At 62.4% G+C, this 20,115-nt stretch carries 12 protein-coding genes, 1 tRNA gene and 1 pseudogene; 4 read left to right on the top strand and 10 right to left on the bottom strand.

All coding sequences use genetic code 11. The features are described 5' to 3' along the window. Positions 1-15: 15 nt before the first annotated feature. Positions 16-923 (top strand): annotated as a pseudogene (locus NKJ94_RS16050) (LysR family transcriptional regulator). 66 nt (positions 924-989) lie between these two features. On the opposite strand, the gene NKJ94_RS16045 reads toward NKJ94_RS16050, so the two are convergent. Both NKJ94_RS16045 and NKJ94_RS16040 read right to left on the bottom strand, forming a co-directional pair. Beyond that, a tRNA-His gene (locus tag NKJ94_RS16045) sits at positions 990-1,066 on the bottom strand. Between the two features lie 443 nt (positions 1,067-1,509). Beyond that, on the bottom strand, positions 1,510-1,968 hold the full coding sequence (locus tag NKJ94_RS16040) for a phasin (RefSeq protein WP_352526342.1): 459 nt from the start codon (positions 1,966-1,968) through the stop codon (positions 1,510-1,512). Positions 1,969-2,221: 253 nt separating this feature from the next. Here NKJ94_RS16040 and NKJ94_RS16035 point away from each other — a divergent pair, with 253 nt between their 5' ends. Next, on the top strand, positions 2,222-5,992 hold the full coding sequence (locus NKJ94_RS16035) for a PAS domain S-box protein (protein WP_352526340.1): 3,771 nt from the start codon (positions 2,222-2,224) through the stop codon (positions 5,990-5,992). 287 nt (positions 5,993-6,279) lie between these two features. On the opposite strand, the gene NKJ94_RS16030 is transcribed toward NKJ94_RS16035, so the two are convergent. Then, a complete protein-coding gene (locus NKJ94_RS16030) occupies positions 6,280-8,238 on the bottom strand; it encodes an acetoacetate--CoA ligase (RefSeq protein WP_352526339.1) in 1,959 nt (652 codons plus the stop codon). Between the two features lie 284 nt (positions 8,239-8,522). Here NKJ94_RS16030 and NKJ94_RS16025 point away from each other — a divergent pair, with 284 nt between their 5' ends. After that, a complete protein-coding gene (locus tag NKJ94_RS16025) occupies positions 8,523-10,373 on the top strand; it encodes an AsmA family protein (protein ID WP_352526338.1) in 1,851 nt (616 codons plus the stop codon). An 11-nt stretch (positions 10,374-10,384) separates the two neighbouring features. On the opposite strand, the gene NKJ94_RS16020 is transcribed toward NKJ94_RS16025, so the two are convergent. The 7 genes from NKJ94_RS16020 to NKJ94_RS15990 all read right to left on the bottom strand — a co-directional run bounded on the left by NKJ94_RS16020 (position 10,385) and on the right by NKJ94_RS15990 (position 18,540). After that, the gene (locus NKJ94_RS16020) at positions 10,385-11,203 is read right to left on the bottom strand and encodes an ABC transporter permease (protein ID WP_352526337.1); all 819 of its coding nucleotides are present in this window, start codon (positions 11,201-11,203) and stop codon (positions 10,385-10,387) included. Further along, complete coding sequence (locus NKJ94_RS16015; RefSeq protein ID WP_352526335.1) at positions 11,200-12,168, bottom strand: ABC transporter permease subunit; 969 nt, start codon at positions 12,166-12,168, stop codon at positions 11,200-11,202. The genes NKJ94_RS16020 and NKJ94_RS16015 overlap by 4 nt, the downstream gene beginning before the upstream one ends. A gap of 9 nt (positions 12,169-12,177) precedes the next feature. Further along, complete coding sequence (locus tag NKJ94_RS16010) at positions 12,178-13,317, bottom strand: ABC transporter ATP-binding protein (protein WP_352526334.1); 1,140 nt, start codon at positions 13,315-13,317, stop codon at positions 12,178-12,180. Between the two features lie 73 nt (positions 13,318-13,390). Further along, on the bottom strand, positions 13,391-14,488 hold the full coding sequence (locus tag NKJ94_RS16005; RefSeq protein WP_352526333.1) for a polyamine ABC transporter substrate-binding protein: 1,098 nt from the start codon (positions 14,486-14,488) through the stop codon (positions 13,391-13,393). 352 nt (positions 14,489-14,840) lie between these two features. After that, the gene (locus NKJ94_RS16000) at positions 14,841-15,794 is read right to left on the bottom strand and encodes a DMT family transporter (protein WP_352526331.1); all 954 of its coding nucleotides are present in this window, start codon (positions 15,792-15,794) and stop codon (positions 14,841-14,843) included. Between the two features lie 182 nt (positions 15,795-15,976). Then, positions 15,977-16,954, bottom strand: coding sequence for a DUF2167 domain-containing protein (locus NKJ94_RS15995; RefSeq protein ID WP_352526330.1), 978 nt, complete (start codon positions 16,952-16,954; stop codon positions 15,977-15,979). 134 nt (positions 16,955-17,088) lie between these two features. Continuing rightward, positions 17,089-18,540, bottom strand: a complete 1,452-nt coding sequence (locus NKJ94_RS15990; RefSeq protein WP_352526328.1) for a helix-turn-helix domain-containing protein — start codon at positions 18,538-18,540, stop codon at positions 17,089-17,091. Positions 18,541-18,777: 237 nt separating this feature from the next. On the opposite strand from NKJ94_RS15990, the gene aceA reads away from it, so the two are divergent. Then, on the top strand, positions 18,778-20,067 hold the full coding sequence (gene aceA, locus NKJ94_RS15985) for an isocitrate lyase (RefSeq protein ID WP_352526327.1): 1,290 nt from the start codon (positions 18,778-18,780) through the stop codon (positions 20,065-20,067). Positions 20,068-20,115: the final 48 nt, after the last annotated feature.

The raw sequence follows: 20,115 nt of genomic DNA, 5'->3' as shown, positions 1-20,115 counted from the left end.
AAGTGTTGCTAACCAATGGACGTCGATCTCAATGCAATTGCCGTCTTTGTCACCGTGGCTGAGGAACGCAATTTTCGCGCTGCGGCAGACCGCCTGGGCGTGACGCGCTCGGCGGTAAGCCAGGGCATCCTTAGGCTTGAACAGCGTCTGGGGATCGCATTGCTGCAGCGCACGACACGCAGCGTAAACCTGACCGAAGCGGGTGAACGACTGCTGGCGAGCGTCGCACCGGCGATCGCCGACGTGAACGCGGCAGTCGAAGCCACTACGGAGTTTCTGGACCACCCGCGCGGCCTGCTGCGGATCGCGGTTTCATCGATCGCAGAGGCGTTCCTGTCAGGACCGTTGCTGGCGTCCTTCACGGAAACGTTCCCGAGGTGCATCTGGACATTGTGGTCACCGACGAGGAGTTCGATATCGTGGCCGAAGGCTATGATGCCGGGGTGAGACTCGGCGAAGTGATCGAGCAGGACATGATCGCCGTGCCGGTATCGGGCGATCAGCGACAGATGGCCGTCGGCGCGCCGCGCTATCTCAACCGGTTCGGAGCCCCCGCTCATCCGCGTGAGCTTGTGGCCCATCGTTGTATTGGCTGGCGGCCGGCGCCCGGAGTTTCGCCTTATCGCTGGGAGTTTGGCGAGGACGGGCGCGAGTTCGACGTGGCTGTTGCGCCCGAGATCACGACCAACGACATGTGGCTGATGATCCGGCTGGCTGTTGCGGGCGCCGGGATCACGTTTGGCATGGCGGACACATTCCGCCCCTGGATCGACCGCGGCGAGCTTGTGCCAATCCTTGACGGCTACTTCCCGCCGTTTGCGGGCTTCTATCTTTATTTCCCCAGCCGGCGGAATATCGCGCCGAAGCTGCGAGCTCTCGTGGATCACCTGCGCGGCACGCGTCAGGCGCGGAATCGCGGGTGACCGCGACCGGATCGTAAAGACCGCTTTAGCGATATTTTGCCAGTCAGAAATGTAGCTGAAAGCTGATGGTACCGTTGGCTGGGATCGAACCAGCGACCTCCGGATCCACAATCCGGCGCTCTAACCATCTGAGCTACAACGGCACGCTTGCCTGAGCGAGATCCAGACGGAACGTTTATTCTCCGGGACCCGCTCTGTCGTTCGGCGATGCGTCCATACGGGCTATCGGAGCTTAATTCAAGGCTTTTGACGGCGCATGATCCCGAAAATCAGTTTCGATTTTCGGAAAGGATCATGCGCAAATCCAAAGTTCTGCGGCGTCTTTTGCGCATCCAAGAGGGCGCGCGGCGCTGTAGTAAAAGATCGTCTCCCAGCGCAAGCTTTCGCCGGACAAAGAAAAGGCCGGCGGGAGGAGGTGCCGGCCTTTTCCTGTTACGAGCCAGCGGGAGGAGGTGCTGGCTGGTTACCCCGGTGAGCAGAGGGAGGAGGTTCCACTCGCCGGGTATTCGTTTGAACGACTATATCGCACATCTATTTGTCTGACGAAATGCGACCTTTTGATGCATCGTCAAACTGTGTCCAAATATTAGGCGATCTTAATTTCTTTCACGGCCTTTTCGAAGGCGGTCTTGATCGGCTTGGATACGTCCTCGGCCGCCTTGGCAGCAACGGCCTGGAAGTCCTTGGCCTGCTCGACGGTCATTTCGACCTGTTTGCGCAGGAATGCTGTCTGCAGCTCGACGACTTCCGACAGCGACTTGGCGCCGATCAGGGCTTCGAAATGTGAGAACCCGGCTTCGGCATTGGCGCGCAGAGCGGCAATGGTCTTGAGCGACAGGTCGCTGGACACGGTCTTGGCGGTCTCGTAGGTCGACTCCAGCGCTTTCTGGGTCTCCTCGGCGCCGGTCTTCAGCTTGGCATAGGCCTCTTTCGACTGCTCGACGCCTTTTTCGGCGAAGGCGCGGATCTGGTCGGTGGCCTTGGAAGCGTCGAAGCTCGGGAATTCAACGTTTTCGATCGTGTCGGCAGTCTTGGTCCTGGACATTTTCCATCCTTTTCATCGGCAGCGGCTTTGACAGAAAGCCGTCTCGTTCATCTATCATGGCAATATAAAGGCAAATTTTGTGCGTTGCAACATGTTTGTTGCATCGCACCATAGATTATTTGTCTCGCGGCGTTAACCACGCGCCCAGAGATTCCGCTGGTTGCACGCTATGACTTGTGGACCTTCGCGCCGCCGGCTTTTATTAACAAAGCGTTAACCGCAAATTGCCCGCTCTGTGAGGGTCGCCAAGCGCATGCCGGCTGAAAACTACTCCTTCCTCGATGTCGCCGTGCTCGACGCGGTCCGCCTGCGCTTCGCCGCCGGCGACGCGATCGCCATTCTGTCGGCAGATCTCGAGCAGGTGATCTGGGCCAACGGCCCCGGGGCTGCGGTATTCGGCTATCCGGACATCGGAGCGATCATCGGCGCCTCGACAGGATTGCCGCTGATCGCCAGGCGCCAGATCATGGCAACCAGCGGTTTTCCGCAGGTCGGCCGCGACCGTGCCATCACGGTCCGACTGGCGACCGGCCTGACCAGCCGCGCGGTCGGCTTCTTGGCCAGCGCAGTGACAATGCCCGATGGCGAGGAAGCAATCATGCTGGCGCTACCGGGGGCGCAGGCCGGCTCGCGCAGCGCGGCCGAGATCGCCGATCGCGCCATCAGCGGCTTTACCGAAGACGGCCACTACATCGCCTTTGTCGACGCCAAGGGCAATATCGACGCCGCGTCGGACGGCTTTTCGTCGCTCGGCATCCGGCCTGAGACGCTGGCTGCCCTTGTCGCCGACGTGGCAAACGAGAGCGACCGCATCGTCAAGCGCCTGGTTCCGGGCGGATCCAGCTCCTATCCGGCGGGCTTTGCCCGGCTGACGGACGAGCGGCACCTGCTGGTGGTGATCGACGAGGACCGGCTTGACGGCGAGGCCCTTGTTGGCGAGCGCGCCGGCGCGGAAACCGGCAGCGAAGCAGCAGCGGCACCGAGCGGTGGCGATCTTCCCCAGTCGACGGACCAGGACAACGAGCCGCCAATCGCCGGGATGGGTGCGGCGGAGATCGGCCCAGCGAACGAAGGCACCTCCGCAGCGGCGGAGCACGAGCCTCCCGACTTGGCCGACAATCAGCACACGGTTGGCGAAACGCCGACGCAGCATGACCATTGGTACTTCAATGCCGGCGACGACGCGCAGGTCCGTGTGCCCGGCGAAGTCGAGACACCAACCGGCCCCGATGCTTCGCAGGCCGGCTCGGATGCTTCGCAGGAAAGTGCTGCACGAGCCACCAAAGCCGCCTCCCCGGCCGAACGCCCCGCCCCGGCGATCGACCGCACGGCTGCGCCCATGCGTTTCGTCTGGCGTACCGACGCAGAGGGCCGGTTCAGTGCCTTGTCGCCGGAATTTGCCGAACTCGTCGGCAAGCCTGCCGCCGACGTGATCGGCCGCCGCTTCGAGGACGTTTCGGCCGCCTACGGCCTCGATGCTTCAGGCGAGATCGCCGGCCTGCTCGAACGGCGCGACACCTGGTCCGGCCGCTCCGTGCTGTGGCCGGTCGGTGGCACCGATCTGAAGATACCCGTCGATCTGGCGGCGCTCCCGGTTTACAGCCGCAGCCGGGTTTTCGAAGGCTTTCGCGGTTTCGGCGTTGCCCGCAGCGGCGATGCGGTGGTCGATCCGGACGCGGTCGGTATGGCCCTTGTCGCCGACGGCGAACCTGCCGTGCCCGTCGCGCCGGAAGCCGTTGAACCTGCCCCCGAGACACCGAAACCCGCCGATCCGTTCCGGGGCGAAGTGCCGGCGCTGACCATCGTGCCAAGACCAGAGCGGCGCTTTGCCGACAAGGTGATCCGGCTGGCCGAGCACCGGCAGCCGGCCAACGACAAGGGCCTGTCGACGCTGGAACGCAGCGCGTTTCGCGAGATTGGCGAGCGTCTCAAGAAGGACAGCACCCCGGCCGAAAAGCCGGCAGACCAGCGGCCGAGCGCCCGGAAGCCAAAGCCGGCTGCGGAGGCCGAGACCAAAGTCGAGGCAACCGGCAAGGCCGACGAGCCAAAGCTGAAAGCTGGTCCGACGGACATGGGTGAAATGCCAGCGCCAGGTCCGGAAAGCGAGGCAGCTGCCGCTGAACCGCCCGAGGCTGATGCGGAGGACCAGAAGGACCTTGCCCGGCTCGACGGCGAGCAGCCCGATGAGACGGCAGAAGAGACGCAAGCCGGCGAACCCGTCACACGCCCGGCCTCCGGGTCGCTGCTCGACTATGCCGACCGCGAACCCAGCGACGAAGCGCAGGAAGGCGTCGAGCCCAGCACGAACCGTCCAACGATCGTCGCCGAGGCGCCGCGGGATGGCGAAGACGACGACAGCATGACGGCCGAAGATTTCCGCGACGCCGAGGACAGCGAAGATTGGTCCGATGACAGCGAAGCCGCCGACGACGATGCCGGCCCGGCGGCGCCAATCGAGCGACCGCAGGCACCACCGCTCAAACTCGACGGCTTCGTGCCGTCGGCGTTTGCCGCCGGAGAGGACAACAAGGGGCCGGATACCTCGATCCTCGGCAAGCTGCCGGTGCCGTTGCTTATCCATTCCGGCGACCACCTGCATTACGCGAACGAGGAATTCCTCGGCTTGACAGGCTATGCGACGCTGGACGCGCTGGACGAGGCCGGCGGGCTCGGCGCGCTGTTTGCCGATCCTTATGACGACGACGGCAGTTCCGACGGCAGCGATCATGCACTGCGGCTGAAGACTCGCGACGGTCAGGAGTTTGCGATCGACGCGATTTTACGCTCCGTCCCCTGGCGGAACGGCAAGGCGCTGATGCTGGTCGTACGCCGTTCCGGCGACGACGAAGCAGCAGCCATTCCACATGGCGCCGCCGACGACCAAACGCAGCCGGATGTTTCCGAGCTCAAGGCGCGCATCGCCGAAATGCGCACCATCATCGACACTGCCACCGACGGCGTCGTGCTGATCAGCCGTAACGGAACGATCCGTTCAATTAGCCGTCCGGCGGAAGCGCTGTTCGGCTTCGACAGCGACGAGGTGACCGGCAAACCGTTCGTCTCGCTGTTTGCGATCGAGAGCCAGCGCGCGGCGCGCGACTATCTCGACGGGCTGTCGGAGCCCGGCGTGGCAAGCGTGATGAACGATGGCCGCGAGGTAATCGGACGCGAGGCGCAGGGGCGCTTCATTCCACTGTTCATGACCATCGGCAGGCTGCCCAACGACAGCGGCTTCTGCGCGGTGGTGCGCGACATCACCCAGTGGAAGCGGGCCGAAGAGGATCTGACCCAGGCACGCGCGGTCGCCGAGCGCGCCTCGTCGCAGAAGACTGATTTTCTGGCCCGCATCAGCCACGAGATCCGCACGCCGCTCAATGCTATCATCGGCTTTTCCGAGCTGATGGTGGACGAGAAATTCGGGCCGGTGGCCAATGACCGCTATCGCGACTATCTGCGCGACATCAATCGTTCGGGCAACCACGTGCTCGATCTGGTCAACGATCTGCTCGACATTTCGAAAATCGAGGCCGGCCAGCAGGAGATGGCCTATGAGGCGGTGTCGCTCAACGACACGCTAGCCGAAACCGTGGCGATGATGCAGCCGCAAGCCAATCGGGAACGCGTCATCATCCGCTCCAGCTTCGCCTCGCGGCTGCCGGAAGTGGTGGCCGATCTGCGCAGCGTGCGGCAGATCGCGCTCAACATCCTGTCGAACGCCGTCCGCTATACGCAGGCCGGCGGGCAGGTGATCGTGTCGACGGCCTACGAGATCTCCGGCGACGTCGTCATGCGCGTGCGCGATACCGGCATCGGCATGAGCCAGTCCGAGATCGAGCAGGCGCTGAAGCCGTTCAAGCAGATCAACGCGCTGAAGCGCGGCCGCGGCGACGGCACCGGTCTTGGGCTGCCGCTGACGAAGGCGATGGTCGAAGCGAACCGTGCCAGGTTCACCATCAACTCGACGCCCGGCGAGGGAACCCTGGTCGAAGTCGCCTTTCCCTCGACCCGCGTGCTGGCCGGTTAGGTCTATGGCTGCCCAAAGAAAAAGGCGTCCAACAGGACGCCTTGAATGATAGAATTGCTGTCACAACGGGGGCTTGAGCGAATCAGATCCTCTGGGGGCTAGAGGAACGGGATTTCTCCCTCAAGTTACGCACGACTATCGATGCCGGGCCTTAACAAATCCTTACCCGCGCGTCCGAAAATTTACCAATGTGTACCACTCATGAAATCTAGGTAAATTCCGCAGAGACATTTCGTTAACCACGCCGGAGAGGCAGACGCCAAACCGGCTCTCAGTTTGGATCCGGCTCAGTCGGCAAGCTGCGGCAGGTTGCGGAACAGCTCGAGTGCTTCGGGATTGGCGAGCGCTTCCTTGTTCTTGATGGCGCGGCCATGCACCATATCGCGAACCGCGAGCTCGGTGATTTTGCCCGATTTGGTGCGCGGTATATCGCCGACGGCGACGATCTTGGCCGGCACGTGGCGTGGGCTCGCCCCGGTGCGGATTTTGGTGCGGATGCGTTTTTCCAGCTCGGCGTCGAGCTCAACGCCGGCCGCCAGCCGCACGAACAGTACGACGCGAACGTCATTGTCGAAATCCTGGCCGATGCATAGCGCTTCGAGGATTTCCGGCATCTGCTCCACCTGGTTGTAGATCTCCGCCGTGCCGATCCTGACACCGCCCGGATTGAGCGTGGCGTCGGAACGGCCATGGATGATCAGGCCGCCATGGGCGGTCCATTCGGCGAAATCGCCGTGGCACCAGACATTGTCGAAACGTTCGAAATAGGCGGCTTTGTACTTTTTGTCCTCGGGGTCGTTCCAGAAGCCGATCGGCATTGCCGGAAACGCCTTGGTGCAGACGAGCTCGCCCTTCTCCTGGCGGAGCGGGCGGCCGTCATCGTCCCAGACATCGACGGCAAGGCCGAGCCCCGGCCCCTGGATCTCGCCGGTCCATACCGGTTCGATCGGCACGCCGAGCACGAAGCAGGAGACGATATCGGTGCCGCCGGAGATCGAGGCGAGATGCACGTCCTTCTTGATGCCTTCATAGACGAAACGGAAATCTTCCGGCGACAGCGGCGAGCCGGTCGAGGATATGGCGCGCACGCTGGAAAGATCATGCGTGTGGATCGGCTTCAGGCCGGCCTTGCGCACGGAATCGATGAATTTGGCCGAGGTGCCGAAATACGTCATCTTCTCGGCATCGGCGAAGTCGAACAGCGCATTGCCGTCCGGGTAGAAAGGCGAGCCGTCATAGAGCAGCAAGGTGGCACCCGACGCCAGGCCCGACACCAGCCAATTCCACATCATCCAGCCGCAGGTGGTGAAATAGAAGAGGCGGTCGCCGTCGAGCAGACCGGCATGCAGCCGTTCTTCCTTGACGTGCTGGATCAGCGTTCCGCCGGCCGAATGGACGATGCATTTAGGGATGCCGGTCGTGCCCGACGAAAACAGGATGTAGAGCGGATGCGAAAACGGCAGCCTTTCGTAACTGACAGGCCTGGCGGCAAAGGGTGACAGCGCCTCCTCCAGCGCAGCCGCCTTGTCGATGGTCGCCGCGACGTCGAGCGAGGTGCCGAGATAGTCGACAATGAGGACTTTGCGCACGGTGGCGAGCTTGCCCGCTACGGCCGCGATCTTGTCGGCGACTTCGATCGCCTTGCCATTGTACCAGTAGCCGTCCGGCGCGATGAACACGACGGGCTCGATCTGGCCAAACCGGTCGAGAACCCCCTGCTCGCCGAAATCTGGAGAGCAGGACGACCAGACGGCGCCGATCGAGGCGGCAGCCAGCATCGCTGCAACGGCCTCCGGCATATTGGGCATCATCGCGGCGATTCGGTCGCCCTTCTTCACCTTGAGCGACAGGAAAAGCTGCTGCAGGCGCGAGGTCAGCGCATGCAGCTCGTTCCAGGACAGCCGCCGCTCGACCTTGTCCTCGCCGCGAAAGACGATTGCGTCGCCAAGCCCGGTTTTCTTCAGGAGATTCTCGGCGAAGTTCAGCTTCGCGTCAGGGAAGAAGGTCGCGCCGGGCATCTTGTCGCCATCGACCAGCACGCGTTCGCCCTTATCGCCGACGATGCCGCAAAAGCCCCAGACCAGGCTCCAGAAGGTCTCGCGGTCATCGATCGACCAGCGATGCAGTTCGGCATAGGAGGAGAAAGCCTTGCCGGACCTGGCCGCCGCGGCGTTCATGAAGGCGGTCATCGGCGCAGCGTCGATCTGCTCTTGCGTCGGGGTCCAGAGCGGTGCGTCGTCAGCCATCCATTGTTCCTCCTTAAAGCACGTCACGTTTGAAGAGATTCACGCGACGCGCTTTAAACTTTTGTCGTTATGCATGTCGTTTATCCCAAAACCGCTGCGCACTTTTGGGCGACATGCATTGGCATCGCTTATGCATATCGCGATGCAGCAGAGCAAGATTTTGTTGGACCGGGCCGGCCCGGGTGTGCGCAAATGCCATCGCCGGGCCATAAAGACTTGAAATGCGTCAGCCGTCGGTTACACCCGTCGGGCGATTTTGTCGGAATGGAAGCATACGGGGCGATATGCCATCACCTTTGATCCGACGCGGAATATGGGCGATCGGCGCAGCCGTCATCGTCATCGCGCTGGTTGTCGCAGCTTTGCCGTTGATCGCCTCGACCCGCATCGTGCGTGACCGCATCGCGTGGGAAATGAGCGCTTGGAGCGGTTTCAGGGTCACCATCGATGGCGCGCCGCGGATCGAGGTCTGGCCGAATTTCCGGGCGATCCTGAGCGACGTGACGCTGTCGCAATGGACAGAGACGGATGCGCCGCCTGTGGTCGAGGCCGAACGGGTCGAGGTCGACCTCTCGGCGATGGCGGCGCTGCGGGGCGACGTGGTGTTTTCAACGGCGCGGCTGGTGCGGCCGACGATCAGGGTTCAGCGTAGCGCGAGTGGGTTTTTCCTGCCTGCGATTCCTACCGGCGGACGCATTACGCGTTCGATCGACGCTGCCCGCGCGGTGATCAATACAAATCCCGCCAAGCCGGATCTTGGCAAGCTGCCGGCAGATCCGTTCGGCACGGTCGAGTTCCGGGACGGCCGCGTGGTGGCTGCCATCGGCGGCAAGGACCAGGAGATATTGAGCAGCCTGAGCGGCCAGGCGAATTGGGCCGCGATGAACAGCAATGCGACGCTATCGGCGACCGGGATATGGCGCGGCGAAAGCGTTGCCGTCGATGCCGCATCGCCGAACCCGCTGGTGCTGTTTGGCGGCGGCGCAGCACCTGTCACCTTTTCCTTCAAGGCGGCGCCTGCCAGCTTTTCATTCGACGGCTTGGCCAGCATGTCAGAGAATGGCTATTTCGACGGCCAGGCAAAATTTGCCGCACCTTCGCTGAGACGTGTGCTCGAATGGTCGCAGGCCGGCATCGCGCCCGGTGCCGCAATCGGCTCGATCTCGGTTTCGAGCAAGATCACGGCGACGGACGGACGCATCAAGTTCGAAAACACGGCCCTAACCCTCGACAACAACCCCGGAATGGGCGCGCTGGACTTCACCTACGGCGAGACACTGCCGGTGATCTCCGGCACACTTGCCTTCGATACGCTCGACCTCAGATCGTTTCTCTCGGCCTTTACGCCCGTGCCATCCGCCGGCGCCGCCGGCCCGGGCGAAATCGACACAAGCTTCGCCGACCGGATCAATCTCGATCTCAGGCTGTCGGCCGCGCATGCCACGGCAGGCGCAATCCAGCTTGCCGACGTCGCCGCCACCGCACAGGTCAAGAATGGCCTCGCCGTCTTCGACATCTCCGATGCATCCGCCTTTGGCGGCAACATCCAGAGCAGCGTCCGTTTCGACCGCAAGCCCGCCGGCACGGAAGTCGAGATCCGGCTGCTTGCTTCCGATATCGACGGCGGCGCTTTCGGCACCGCAGCCGGGATGACGCGTCTGGTGCCGATCGGCACCGGAACCGTTTCGGTCATCCTCAAGGGGCCGGGCAGAACCTGGGACTCCATTTTCGAAAACGCCAATGGCTCGCTGTCCGCGACGTTCGGCGCGGGTGCGCTGAGCCGGCTTAACCTGCCGGCGTTCCTCAAGCACACCGAACAGGGCGGATTCTTCGCGCTCGACGACGTCTCGGACGGAACGCTGCCGATCGACGGGGCCGAACTCAAGGCGAGCGTTTCGAACGGCGTGGCGCGCATCGACAAGGCCGAGGTGAATTCCGCGCAATACAAGATCTGGCTTTCCGGCATCGCATCCTATGCCGGACGCGGGTTGGCGCTGTCCGGCGGCATCGTCCAGCCGAGCCAGGCTGCCACGCAGACGAACGGCCAGGCGCCCAAGCAGTCGTCGTTCTTCGTCGGCGGCACGTGGAGCACGCCGTTCATCTCGCCGATAAGTCGCGGCGTTTCAGGCGAGTAGGCAGCAAGAACTCAACCTCGCTGCGCCGCCTGCTCGTCGCGCTGGCGCTGCACCTCGCGGCGTTTGTTTGCGAGCGAAGCGATGATCACGCCGACGGCGACGACGGCGATCAGGATGGTGCAGGCCGCGTTGATTTCCGGCGTCACGCCGAGGCGAACCTGACTGTAGATCTTCATCGGCAGCGTCGTGGCGCCGGGACCCGAGGTGAAGCTGGCAATGACCAAATCGTCGAGTGAAAGCGTGAAGGCCAGCATCCAGCCGGAGACGATCGCCGGCATGATGACCGGCAGCGTGATCTGGAAGAAGGTCCTCACGGGTGGCGCACCGAGGTCCATCGCGGCCTCTTCCAGCGAACGATCAAACGTGATCAGGCGCGACTGGACCACCACCGCGACGAAGCACATGGTCAGCGTGGTGTGGGCAAGCGTCACCGTGAGAAAGCCGCGGTCGAGGCCCACGGCGACGAAGAGCAGTAACAGCGACAGGCCGGTGATGACTTCCGGCATGACCAGCGGCGCAAAGACCATGCCGGAAAACAGCAGCCGGCCGCGAAAGCGCGTGTAGCGCGTCAAGGCGAGCGCCGCCAGCGTGCCGAGCACGGTGGCCACGGTGGCCGAGATGACGCCCACGCGCGCCGTCACCCAGGTGGCGTCCATCAGACCCTGATTGTGGAACAGCGAGACGTACCATTTCGTCGAGAAGCCGCCCCAGACAGTGACCAGCTTCGACTCGTTGAAAGAGAACACGACGAGCAGGACGATCGGCAGGTAAAGAAAGGCAAAGCCGAGCACGATCGAGGTGATATTAAAGCGGCTCCAGGTGGCGTTCATTTGTCCTGCTCCTGGGCGCGCGCCTGGGCTCGCTGGAAGATCATGATCGGCACGATCAGCAGCAGCAGCAGGATGACGGCAACGGCGGACGACACCGGCCAGTCGCGGTTGGCAAAGAACTCATTCCACAGCGTCCTGCCGATCATCAGCGTCTGCGAGCCGCCGAGCAGGTCGGGAATAACGAACTCGCCGACGGCGGGAATAAAAACCAGCAGGCAGCCGGCGATGACGCCGGGCAGCGACAGCGGGAAGGTGATCTTCCAGAAGGCGCTGGTCGGCGGGCAGCCGAGATCCTTGGCCGCCTCGATCAGCGAATAATCCATTTTCTCAAGCGACGAATAGAGCGGCAGCACCATGAACGGCAGATAGGAGTAGACGATGCCGATGAAGATCGCCGTGTAGGTGTTGAGGATGATCAGCGGTTGGCTGATGATGCCGGTGGCGAGCAGCAGCTGATTGAGCAGGCCCTCGGGCTTGAGGATGCCGATCCAGGCGTAGACACGGATCAGGAACGAGGTCCAGAACGGCAGTATCACCAGCATCAGCAAGGTCGGACGGATCGTCGCCGGAGCGCGTGCCATGCCATAGGCTATGGGATAGCCGATCAGCAATGTCAGGACGGTCGAGATGGCGGCGACGATGACACTCGTCACATAGGCGTTGAAGTAGAGCGCATCCCGCGTCAGCAAGATGTAGTTGTCGAAATTGAGCGCGCCAACCCCCGAGATGAACCCGGAAATGCCGCCGCGGAAATCGAGCACCGGAGTGTAGGGCGGCATGGCGATCGCCGTCTGCGACAGCGAAATCTTGAAGACGATGATGAAGGGAACGAGGAAGAAGAACAGCAGCCAGAGATAGGGAATGATGATGACGAGACGGCCGACGAAAGCCGCGCCCAGCCTGGCCAAGGCGGATTTGCCGGCAGCGCTTGCCGGAGGGCTTGTTGGGGCGGTGACGGCGGACATGATCGTCGCCTACCGCGTCAGCACGATGCCGGCGTCGGGGCGGAAAGAAACCCAGGCGCGGTCGTTCCAGTTCAGCGGATCCTCGGTGAGGCGTGCCGCGTTCATGGTACTCGCCCGCACCACCTGACCGTCATCCAGCCTGACGTGATAGACGGTCATGTCGCCGAGATAGGCGATGTCGTAGACCTCGCCCTCGATGGCGTTGACGGCACCGGCCGGTTTTGTGGACGACACTTTGATCTTCTCCGGCCTGATGGCGAAGGTGACGGCAGTCCCTGCGGCGGCACTGCCGGCGTTGTCGGTGCGGATGGTGATGCCGTTGCCGGCATCGATGCTTGCGCTGCCGGCCTCGCCGCGCGCGATCTTGCCGTCAAACATATTCACGTTGCCGACGAAGCCGGCGACGAAGCGCGAGCCCGGCGCTTCGTAGACCTCGGCCGGCGTCGCCACCTGCATCACCTCGCCCTTATCGATGATGGCGATGCGGTCGGCCATCGTCATCGCCTCTTCCTGGTCATGGGTGACGACGACGAAGGTGAGGCCGAGGTTCTGCTGCAGGTCCATCAGCTCGAACTGGGTTTCCTCGCGCAGCTTCTTGTCCAGTGCGCCAAGCGGCTCGTCGAGCAGCAGGACTTTCGGCCGCTTGGCGACCGAGCGGGCCAGTGCGACGCGCTGGCGCTGGCCACCGGACAATTGGTGCGGCTTGCGCTTGGCGAACTGCTCGAGCTTGACCAGTCTCAGCATCTCAGCGACGCGCTTTTCGACATCGGCCTTGCCCATGCCTTCCTGCTTGAGGCCGAACGCGATGTTGTTCTCGACCGTCATGTGCGGGAACAACGCATAGGACTGGAACATCATGTTGACCGGCCGCCGGTATGGCGGAATGCCGCGCAGATCCTGGCCGTCGAGCAGGATGCGGCCGGCGGTCGGCTCCTCGAAACCGGCAAGCATCCTAAGCAGCGTCGATTTCCCGCAGCCTGAGGCCCCGAGCAGGGCAAAGAATTCGCGTTCGAAGATGGTCAGCGACAGATTGTTGACGGCAGTGAAGTCACCGAATTTTTTGGTGACGTTGTCGAACTGGATGTATGGCTTGGCGTTAGGATCGTTCCAAGGCGCAAAATCCCTGCGGATGCTGCCAAGCGATTTCATGTCCCACTCCGTCCTGCTGCTTGCCCCGCGAAAAGCGACCCCGGCAGCCGGCTGCCGGGGCCTAGTCAGGTTGTTATTGGCCGGTGACGATCTTAGTCCAGGTGCGGGTGATGATGCGCTGGGTCTTGGGGTCGTAAGGCGAAACGGTGTAGAGTTTCTGCAAGGTGGCAGCGTCCGGATAGATCGCCGGATCCTCCAGGATCGCCTTGTCGATGAACTGCTGCGACGCCTTGTTGCCGTTGGCATACAGAACGTAGTTTGACGATTTGGCGATCACTTCGGGCTTCATCATGTAGTTCAGGAATTCAAGCGCTTCGGCGACATGCGGTGCATCGGCCGGGATCGCCATCTGGTCGAACCACATCTGGGCACCTTCCTTCGGCACGGAGTAGCCGATCTCGACGCCCTGCTTGGCCTCTTCGGCGCGGTTGCGGGCCTGGAAGACGTCACCCGACCAGCCGACCGCCAGGCAGATGTCGCCATTGGCCAGGGCGTTGATATATTCGGAGGAGTGGAACTTGCGGACATAGGGCCGGACCTTCAGCAAGGCTTCTTCGGCCTTGGCAATATCGTCGGCGGACGTGCTGTTCGGGTCGAGACCAAGATATTTCAACGCCGCCGGTATGATGTCGGCCGGTGAGTCGAGCACATAGACACCGCAGTCTTTCAGCTTGGCCAGACTTTCCGGATTGAAGAACACATCCCAGCTGTCGATCTTGTCGGTGCCGAGCGCTGCCTGCACCTTCTTGATGTTGTAGCCGATCCCGACCGTGCCCCACATGTAGTTGATCGAATATTCGTTACCGGGGTCGTATTTGGCGGTTCGTTCCAGAACGGTGTCCCACATGTTGGAAATGTTGGGCAGCTTCGATTTGTCGAGCTTCTGGAACACACCTGCCTGGATCTGGCGTGCGAGGAAATTGCCGCTGGGCACGACGACGTCGTAGCCGCTGCCGCCGGCGAGCAGTTTCGTTTCCAGGATCTCGTTGGAATCGAAGGTGTCGTAGACGACCTTGATGCCGGTTTCCTTGGTGAAGTCGTCGATGATCGAACTGTCGATATAGTCGGACCAGTTGAAGACGTTGACGACACGGTCCTCGGCATGCGCGCCCAAGGTGAAAACTGCCAGAAACGCCGAAGTCGCCGAAAGCCAGAGCGCTTTGCGGGTCATGCTATTCTCCTTTGATGAGTGTTCCGTCGCCAGCTCGTCGCGGCGTTCGCGCGGCTGGGCATTTGCTTCAGGGTATTGAGCTTGCAGGCAGGCGACAAGCGCGAATTGCCGGCGCCATTATGGTTCGGCGACGAGGCGACAGTGAAGACTTGGCGTGGCGTTGGTGGTGTTCCGGGGCCGTCAGAAGCTTTCGCTACGGCGCAGGCAGGGAGACGACGATGTTGTCCGGCCTCGATGCGGCCGGCATGGAGACTTGGCAAGATACGCCTGTCTTGTTGTTGCCGTGACCGCAGCCTGCCCGCGCGGCTGCGACATTGTCAATGGTTCATCTCGCTTTGGCGCGCTCGCCGCATCAATTAGGCGACGGCACACCGGTGACGCCCGCCCGCCCCGGCCGCGTCTGGCGCTTGAATTCGAGCCCGATATGGACGAGCAGCGCGGTGACGACGACCGCACCGCCGAGGATGGTGCGCGCCGACGGCACCTCGGAATGGATGAGCCAGACCCAGATCGGGCCAAGGATCGGTTCGAACGTGCCGAGCAGCGCCGCCACAGCGGCCGGAACAAGCCGGGCGCCGGTGGCGAAGAAGGCGAGACCGATCCCCAGATTGATCACGCCGAAGGCAAAAAGGAAGCCCATGTCGTGGCTGGAAACGCCCATTGCCGACGTCTGCGATGCCGCGAAGGCGGCCGCCAGCATCGTGCCGAGGCAGGTCGCCGGGGTCATGCGCACATGGGCAAAGCGGCGCGTGATGACGGTGGCGATCGAGAACATGACGGCGATGAGCAGCGCCAGCCCGTCGCCGATCGGCGATACGGCGCCATCGAGCGATTCCGACACCATGATGGCGACGCCGGCAATGACGGCGGCGATCGCCACCCAGGTCGTCACGGCCACCCGTTCGCGAAACAGCACCCAGGCAAACAGCGCCGCCAGAAGCGGCACGCCGGCCTGCATCAAGAGGATGTTGGCGACGGTGGTATAGGCCAGCGCCACTACAAAGCAGGTGGACGCCGTGGCGAAGCAGAACGCGACGGCAAGGCCGGCAAGGCCCATGTCGCGAAACAGCTTCAGCGTGCCACGCCAGCCGTCGCGCCAGACTATGAAGCAAAGCAGAAAGGCGGCCGCCCAGACCGAGCGCCAGAACACCACCGTCCAGCTGTCAGTGTTGTCGATGAAGCGCGCAATGGTGCCGCCAAAACTCCACATTAGCGCCGACAGGAATACCAGCAGGAAGCCGACGCGTTCCCCTTGCGGCGACACGATCGGCGAAGCGGCAACCGGAGATGATGCGGTATCGGTCATGGATGCGACTGTCGGCGAATTCGGAGCAGCACGACATGCAATGGACGACAGAGACGTGCCTCATTCGCGTAACGCAAAGCAGAAGGCCGGGCGTGATCCAGTTCAATGTTCCGTTTGGCGCACTGATGAGGGCGCCTCGCCCTCGCCCGGCGATGATCCGAGGCGACCTGTCGACGATGGCTTTACGACGTGCCCCTGTTGCCGCGGATAAAGCGCCAGAGACCGGCCAGCGGAACCAGCAGGAGCAGGCCAAACTTTTTCAGCGCGATCAGCGCCACGACCAGAAAACCTGCTTTCGCCGCCAGCTTTCCGGCAATCAGGCCACCGAAGCCAATCGCCGCAACCGTATCGACGCCCGGCACGAAATCGGCGTATGTCTTGCCGGTATTGAAGTCCGCGAGGCCAAGCACTTCATCCAGGCTTTGCCTTATCTCCGGCAATTGTTCCATCGTCGCGATATAGCTCATCACGAAGACGCCCTCCCTGCCAAGGAAACGGACGTCGTAGTTGAGCGTATGGGCGGCATCGTTCCCAAATTGCAGCTCCTTGGCCCAGTGCAGGCGCTTGTGGGCCGCGTCATAAACCGGCGGCGACGCCCAGCCGATCAGCGTAATGGGCGCATAGCCATCCTTTACCCTCTGATCGTTGCCGGACAGAGTGTCTGACTGCATGTTGCGCAGCAGTTCATTGTAATCGATGGACGCGGCGTCGCTGTCGTCGACGTAACCGATCTTTTCCCAGCGCAGCTCTATCCCCCAATTGTTGTCGGCAATGGGATCATGGGAGACTGGAAAGATCATGCCGAGGGCATCGGAACCAGAGTCGGGCGGATTGCCCCAGGCTTTGGTGAGGACGGAGAGCGTGTCCTTCTTGTCCAGAAAATAGAACTTGTCCTTGAGGTCGAGATGGATGCCTTCGGCAAGATTTATCGCGCCGGTCTTCGGATCGATCTTGTCCAGGAACGCCTTGCCGGCATCATTATACTGTTGATAGGACTTGAAGAAATCCGAGGACTTTTCAGCCAATGCGGGATCGGCCGAAAACGCGAGCGCCAAGCCAAACCAAAAAACTGTCCTGCCCATCATTGATCCCCCGACCGTTGCGCAGTTCTTTTTTTGATACCGTACCGTCAATGCTGAATCAATATTCGGCTGAATCAATATTTTGGCTGAGTCAATATTTTGGCTGAACCAATATTTTGGCCGGCAACTGCGAACCAGCTTACTGGTCGCCGCCGCAGGAACAGATGAGGTTCTTCGGTCGAAGATTCAGCCGCAATATTGCTGGAGCCGAATCACTGAAAATCGAAGGCGCTCAGTCCCGTCACCATTTCGTCGAGGCCGAGCGGGCGTGTCACCGGTGGCTCTGCGCGGGCGAGGCAGCCGATGCGTTCGCACAGCCGGCAGGCGGGGCCTATCGGCGTCGCCGCCGCCGTGGCGCTCTGTCCGGCCTTGCCGATAGCGGCCGGCCCCGGCAACGCCGCTCCGTAGACGACTTCGTCGCGAAAACCGATGTCGCAGCCGAGCAGCAGCGCCGTGCGGCGCGGTCGCTCGGCAAACGAGCCCTGCGGCCCTTCGAGCGTGCGGGCAATGCAGAGAAACGCTGCACCATCTGGCATTTCCACCGCCTCGACCAGGATTTGGCCGGGCTGACCGAAGGCGGCATGGACCGGCAGCTTCGGACAGCCGCCACCGAAACGGCTTTGCGGAAAGCCGTGGCCGCCCGCCTTGCGAAAGCGATTGCCGGCATTATCGACCTCGAGCATGAAGAACGGCACAGCCAGCGCACCCGGCCGCTGCAGGGTCGTCAGCCGGTTGGCCGCCTGCTCGAAGGAAACGCCGAAGCGCGACCGCAACATGTCGATGTCATAGCGGGCGCGGACCGCTGCGGCGTGAAAAAGCTGATAGGGCATCATCAGCGCGTGCGCGGCATAGCGGCCGAGCTCGAAACGGGCGAGCCGGCGGGCTTCGTCCGTGGTCAGCTTCAGCGCCTGGATTTCGGCAGCGACAGCGACACTCATGCGGATCAGGCAGGCCTCCATCGCCACCTCGCGCAGCTGATCGAATGGCGACAGGCGTTCGGACAGGAACAGGCGTTGCGAGTGACGGTCATAGCGACGGCGCCAGTTGGGCATGGTGGCGACCGGCAGCACCTTGACGACGATGCCGAACTCACGCCTCAGCCAGGCCTTGAGCGCACTGAGCAGATCGTCGCCGGGATCGAGCACCGAGGTGAATGCCTCGGCCTCCTCTTCGAGTGGCGCAAAATGGTTCGGCCGGCGCTCGAAAATCTCGTGCACTTCGTCGATCGGCAGGCGGGCGCCTGAGAGCGCGGTCGCTTTGCCGTCACGCGCGAGAAGCTCGTTGAGGTCGGAGAGCCGCTCGGCCTGCTCGCGATAGGCGCGAAACAGCTTTATGACAGCAGCGGAGGCGTTGGGCGCCGCCTCGGCAAGCTCGATGAGCTCCTGATCGCCCGGCAGTTCGCCGGCCAGCAGCGGATCTGAAAACACTTCCTTCAAGTCGGCAACCGACCCCCTCGCCTCGCCTTGCAATTCGTGCGGGTCGACCTTGTAGACGGATGCCAGTCTCAGGATCAGCTGCACCGTCAGCGGCCGCTGGTTGCGCTCGATGAGATTGAGATAAGACGGCGAGATGCGGAGCCCTTCGGCCATCGCCGTCTGGGTCAGGCCCTTGGCGTTGCGGATGCGACGAATGCGCGGTCCGGCGAAGATTTTATGGTCGCCCAATCGACTGTCCTTGACAGGAATTTACATCCACCGATGGCATGACGGTCTTTACAATCATGACAGATTTACAGCTCTCATCGGTCAAACACAACACAGGTTTTCCCTTATTTTGCGGCCTATTCTGAGGTTTATCTCGCTTGTCCTCGTCCTGAAATGTAAATGGTGTCACACACGGCGCACGTATTTCCCTGTGCGGCGTTTTCCGAAACCGGCATCGAAAACCGTTTGGAGCTACCAATGACCGATTTTTACAACCTCGTCCCCTCGGCGCCGCAAGGCCGCTTTGACGGTATCGAACGGCCCTATTCGCCGGAGGACGTGAGGCGGCTGCGCGGCTCGATCCAGATCCGGCAGAGCCTCGCCGAAATGGGCGCCAACCGGCTGTGGCAGCTCATCCACGAAGAGGATTTCGTCAACGCGCTCGGTGCCATGTCGGGCAACCAGGCGATGCAGCAGGTGCGGGCCGGGCTGAAGGCGATCTATCTGTCCGGATGGCAGGTCGCCGCCGATGCCAACACCGCTTCCGCCATGTACCCGGACCAGTCGCTCTATCCCGCCAATGCAGCGCCCGAACTGGTCAAGCGCATCAACCGCACCCTGCAGCGCGCCGACCAGATCGAGACGTCCGAAAGCAAGGGGCTGTCGGTCGACACCTGGTTCGCGCCGATCGTCGCCGATGCGGAGGCCGGCTTCGGCGGGCCGCTCAACGCCTTCGAGATCATGAAGGCGTTCATCGAAGCAGGGGCTGCCGGCGTCCACTACGAGGATCAGCTGGCTTCGGAGAAGAAATGCGGCCATCTTGGCGGCAAGGTGCTGATCCCGACCGCCGCACATATCCGCAACCTCAACGCGGCGCGGCTTGCCGCCGACGTCATGGGCACCCCGACGCTGGTCGTGGCACGCACCGACGCGGAAGCGGCAAAGCTCTTGACCTCCGACATCGACGAGCGCGACCAGCCCTTCGTCGATTATGGTGCCGGCCGTACCGCGGAGGGCTTCTATCATGTCAGCAACGGCATCGAGCCCTGCATCGCCCGCGCCGTCGCCTACGCGCCCTATGCGGACCTGATCTGGTGCGAGACTTCCAAGCCCGATCTGGCGCAGGCCAGGACGTTTGCCGAGGGCGTGCGCAAGCACCATCCGGGCAAGCTTCTCGCCTATAATTGCTCGCCGTCTTTCAACTGGAAGAAGAACCTCGACGACGCGACGATAGCGAAGTTCCAGAAGGAACTCGGCGCCATGGGTTACAAATTCCAGTTCATCACGCTGGCCGGTTTCCACCAGCTCAATTTCGGCATGTTCGAACTGGCCCGCGGCTACAAAGAGCGGCAGATGGCGGCCTATTCGGAACTGCAGGAAGCTGAATTTGCCGCGGAAGCCAATGGCTACACCGCCACCAAGCACCAGCGCGAGGTCGGCACCGGCTATTTCGACGCCGTCTCGATGGCGATCACCGGTGGCCAGTCTTCGACCACGGCCATGCATGGATCGACCGAGCACGCCCAATTCAGGCCGGCGGCGGAATAGCGGAATAGCAGACAAACAGAGGGAACGCCCAAACGGGCATGGCAACAC

It is taken from the genome of Mesorhizobium sp. M0060 (genome assembly GCF_040323155.1).
Lineage (GTDB): Bacteria > Pseudomonadota > Alphaproteobacteria > Rhizobiales > Rhizobiaceae > Mesorhizobium.
Note: the sequence above shows the minus strand (reverse complement) of the source record. Positions and strands in the feature narration are given on the sequence as shown.

Excerpts from the sequence above, each read along its gene's own strand:
- NKJ94_RS16040 (WP_352526342.1), bottom strand. The coding sequence starts at position 1,968 with ATGTCCAGGACCAAGACTGCCGACACGATCGAAAACGTTGAATTCCCG.
- NKJ94_RS16035 (WP_352526340.1), top strand. The coding sequence starts at position 2,222 with ATGCCGGCTGAAAACTACTCCTTCCTCGATGTCGCCGTGCTCGACGCG.
- NKJ94_RS16030 (WP_352526339.1), bottom strand. The coding sequence starts at position 8,238 with ATGGCTGACGACGCACCGCTCTGGACCCCGACGCAAGAGCAGATCGAC.
- NKJ94_RS16025 (WP_352526338.1), top strand. The coding sequence starts at position 8,523 with ATGCCATCACCTTTGATCCGACGCGGAATATGGGCGATCGGCGCAGCC.
- NKJ94_RS16020 (WP_352526337.1), bottom strand. The coding sequence starts at position 11,203 with ATGAACGCCACCTGGAGCCGCTTTAATATCACCTCGATCGTGCTCGGC.
- NKJ94_RS16015 (WP_352526335.1), bottom strand. The coding sequence starts at position 12,168 with ATGTCCGCCGTCACCGCCCCAACAAGCCCTCCGGCAAGCGCTGCCGGC.
- NKJ94_RS16010 (WP_352526334.1), bottom strand. The coding sequence starts at position 13,317 with ATGAAATCGCTTGGCAGCATCCGCAGGGATTTTGCGCCTTGGAACGAT.
- NKJ94_RS16005 (WP_352526333.1), bottom strand. The coding sequence starts at position 14,488 with ATGACCCGCAAAGCGCTCTGGCTTTCGGCGACTTCGGCGTTTCTGGCA.
- NKJ94_RS16000 (WP_352526331.1), bottom strand. The coding sequence starts at position 15,794 with ATGACCGATACCGCATCATCTCCGGTTGCCGCTTCGCCGATCGTGTCG.
- aceA (WP_352526327.1), top strand. The coding sequence starts at position 18,778 with ATGACCGATTTTTACAACCTCGTCCCCTCGGCGCCGCAAGGCCGCTTT.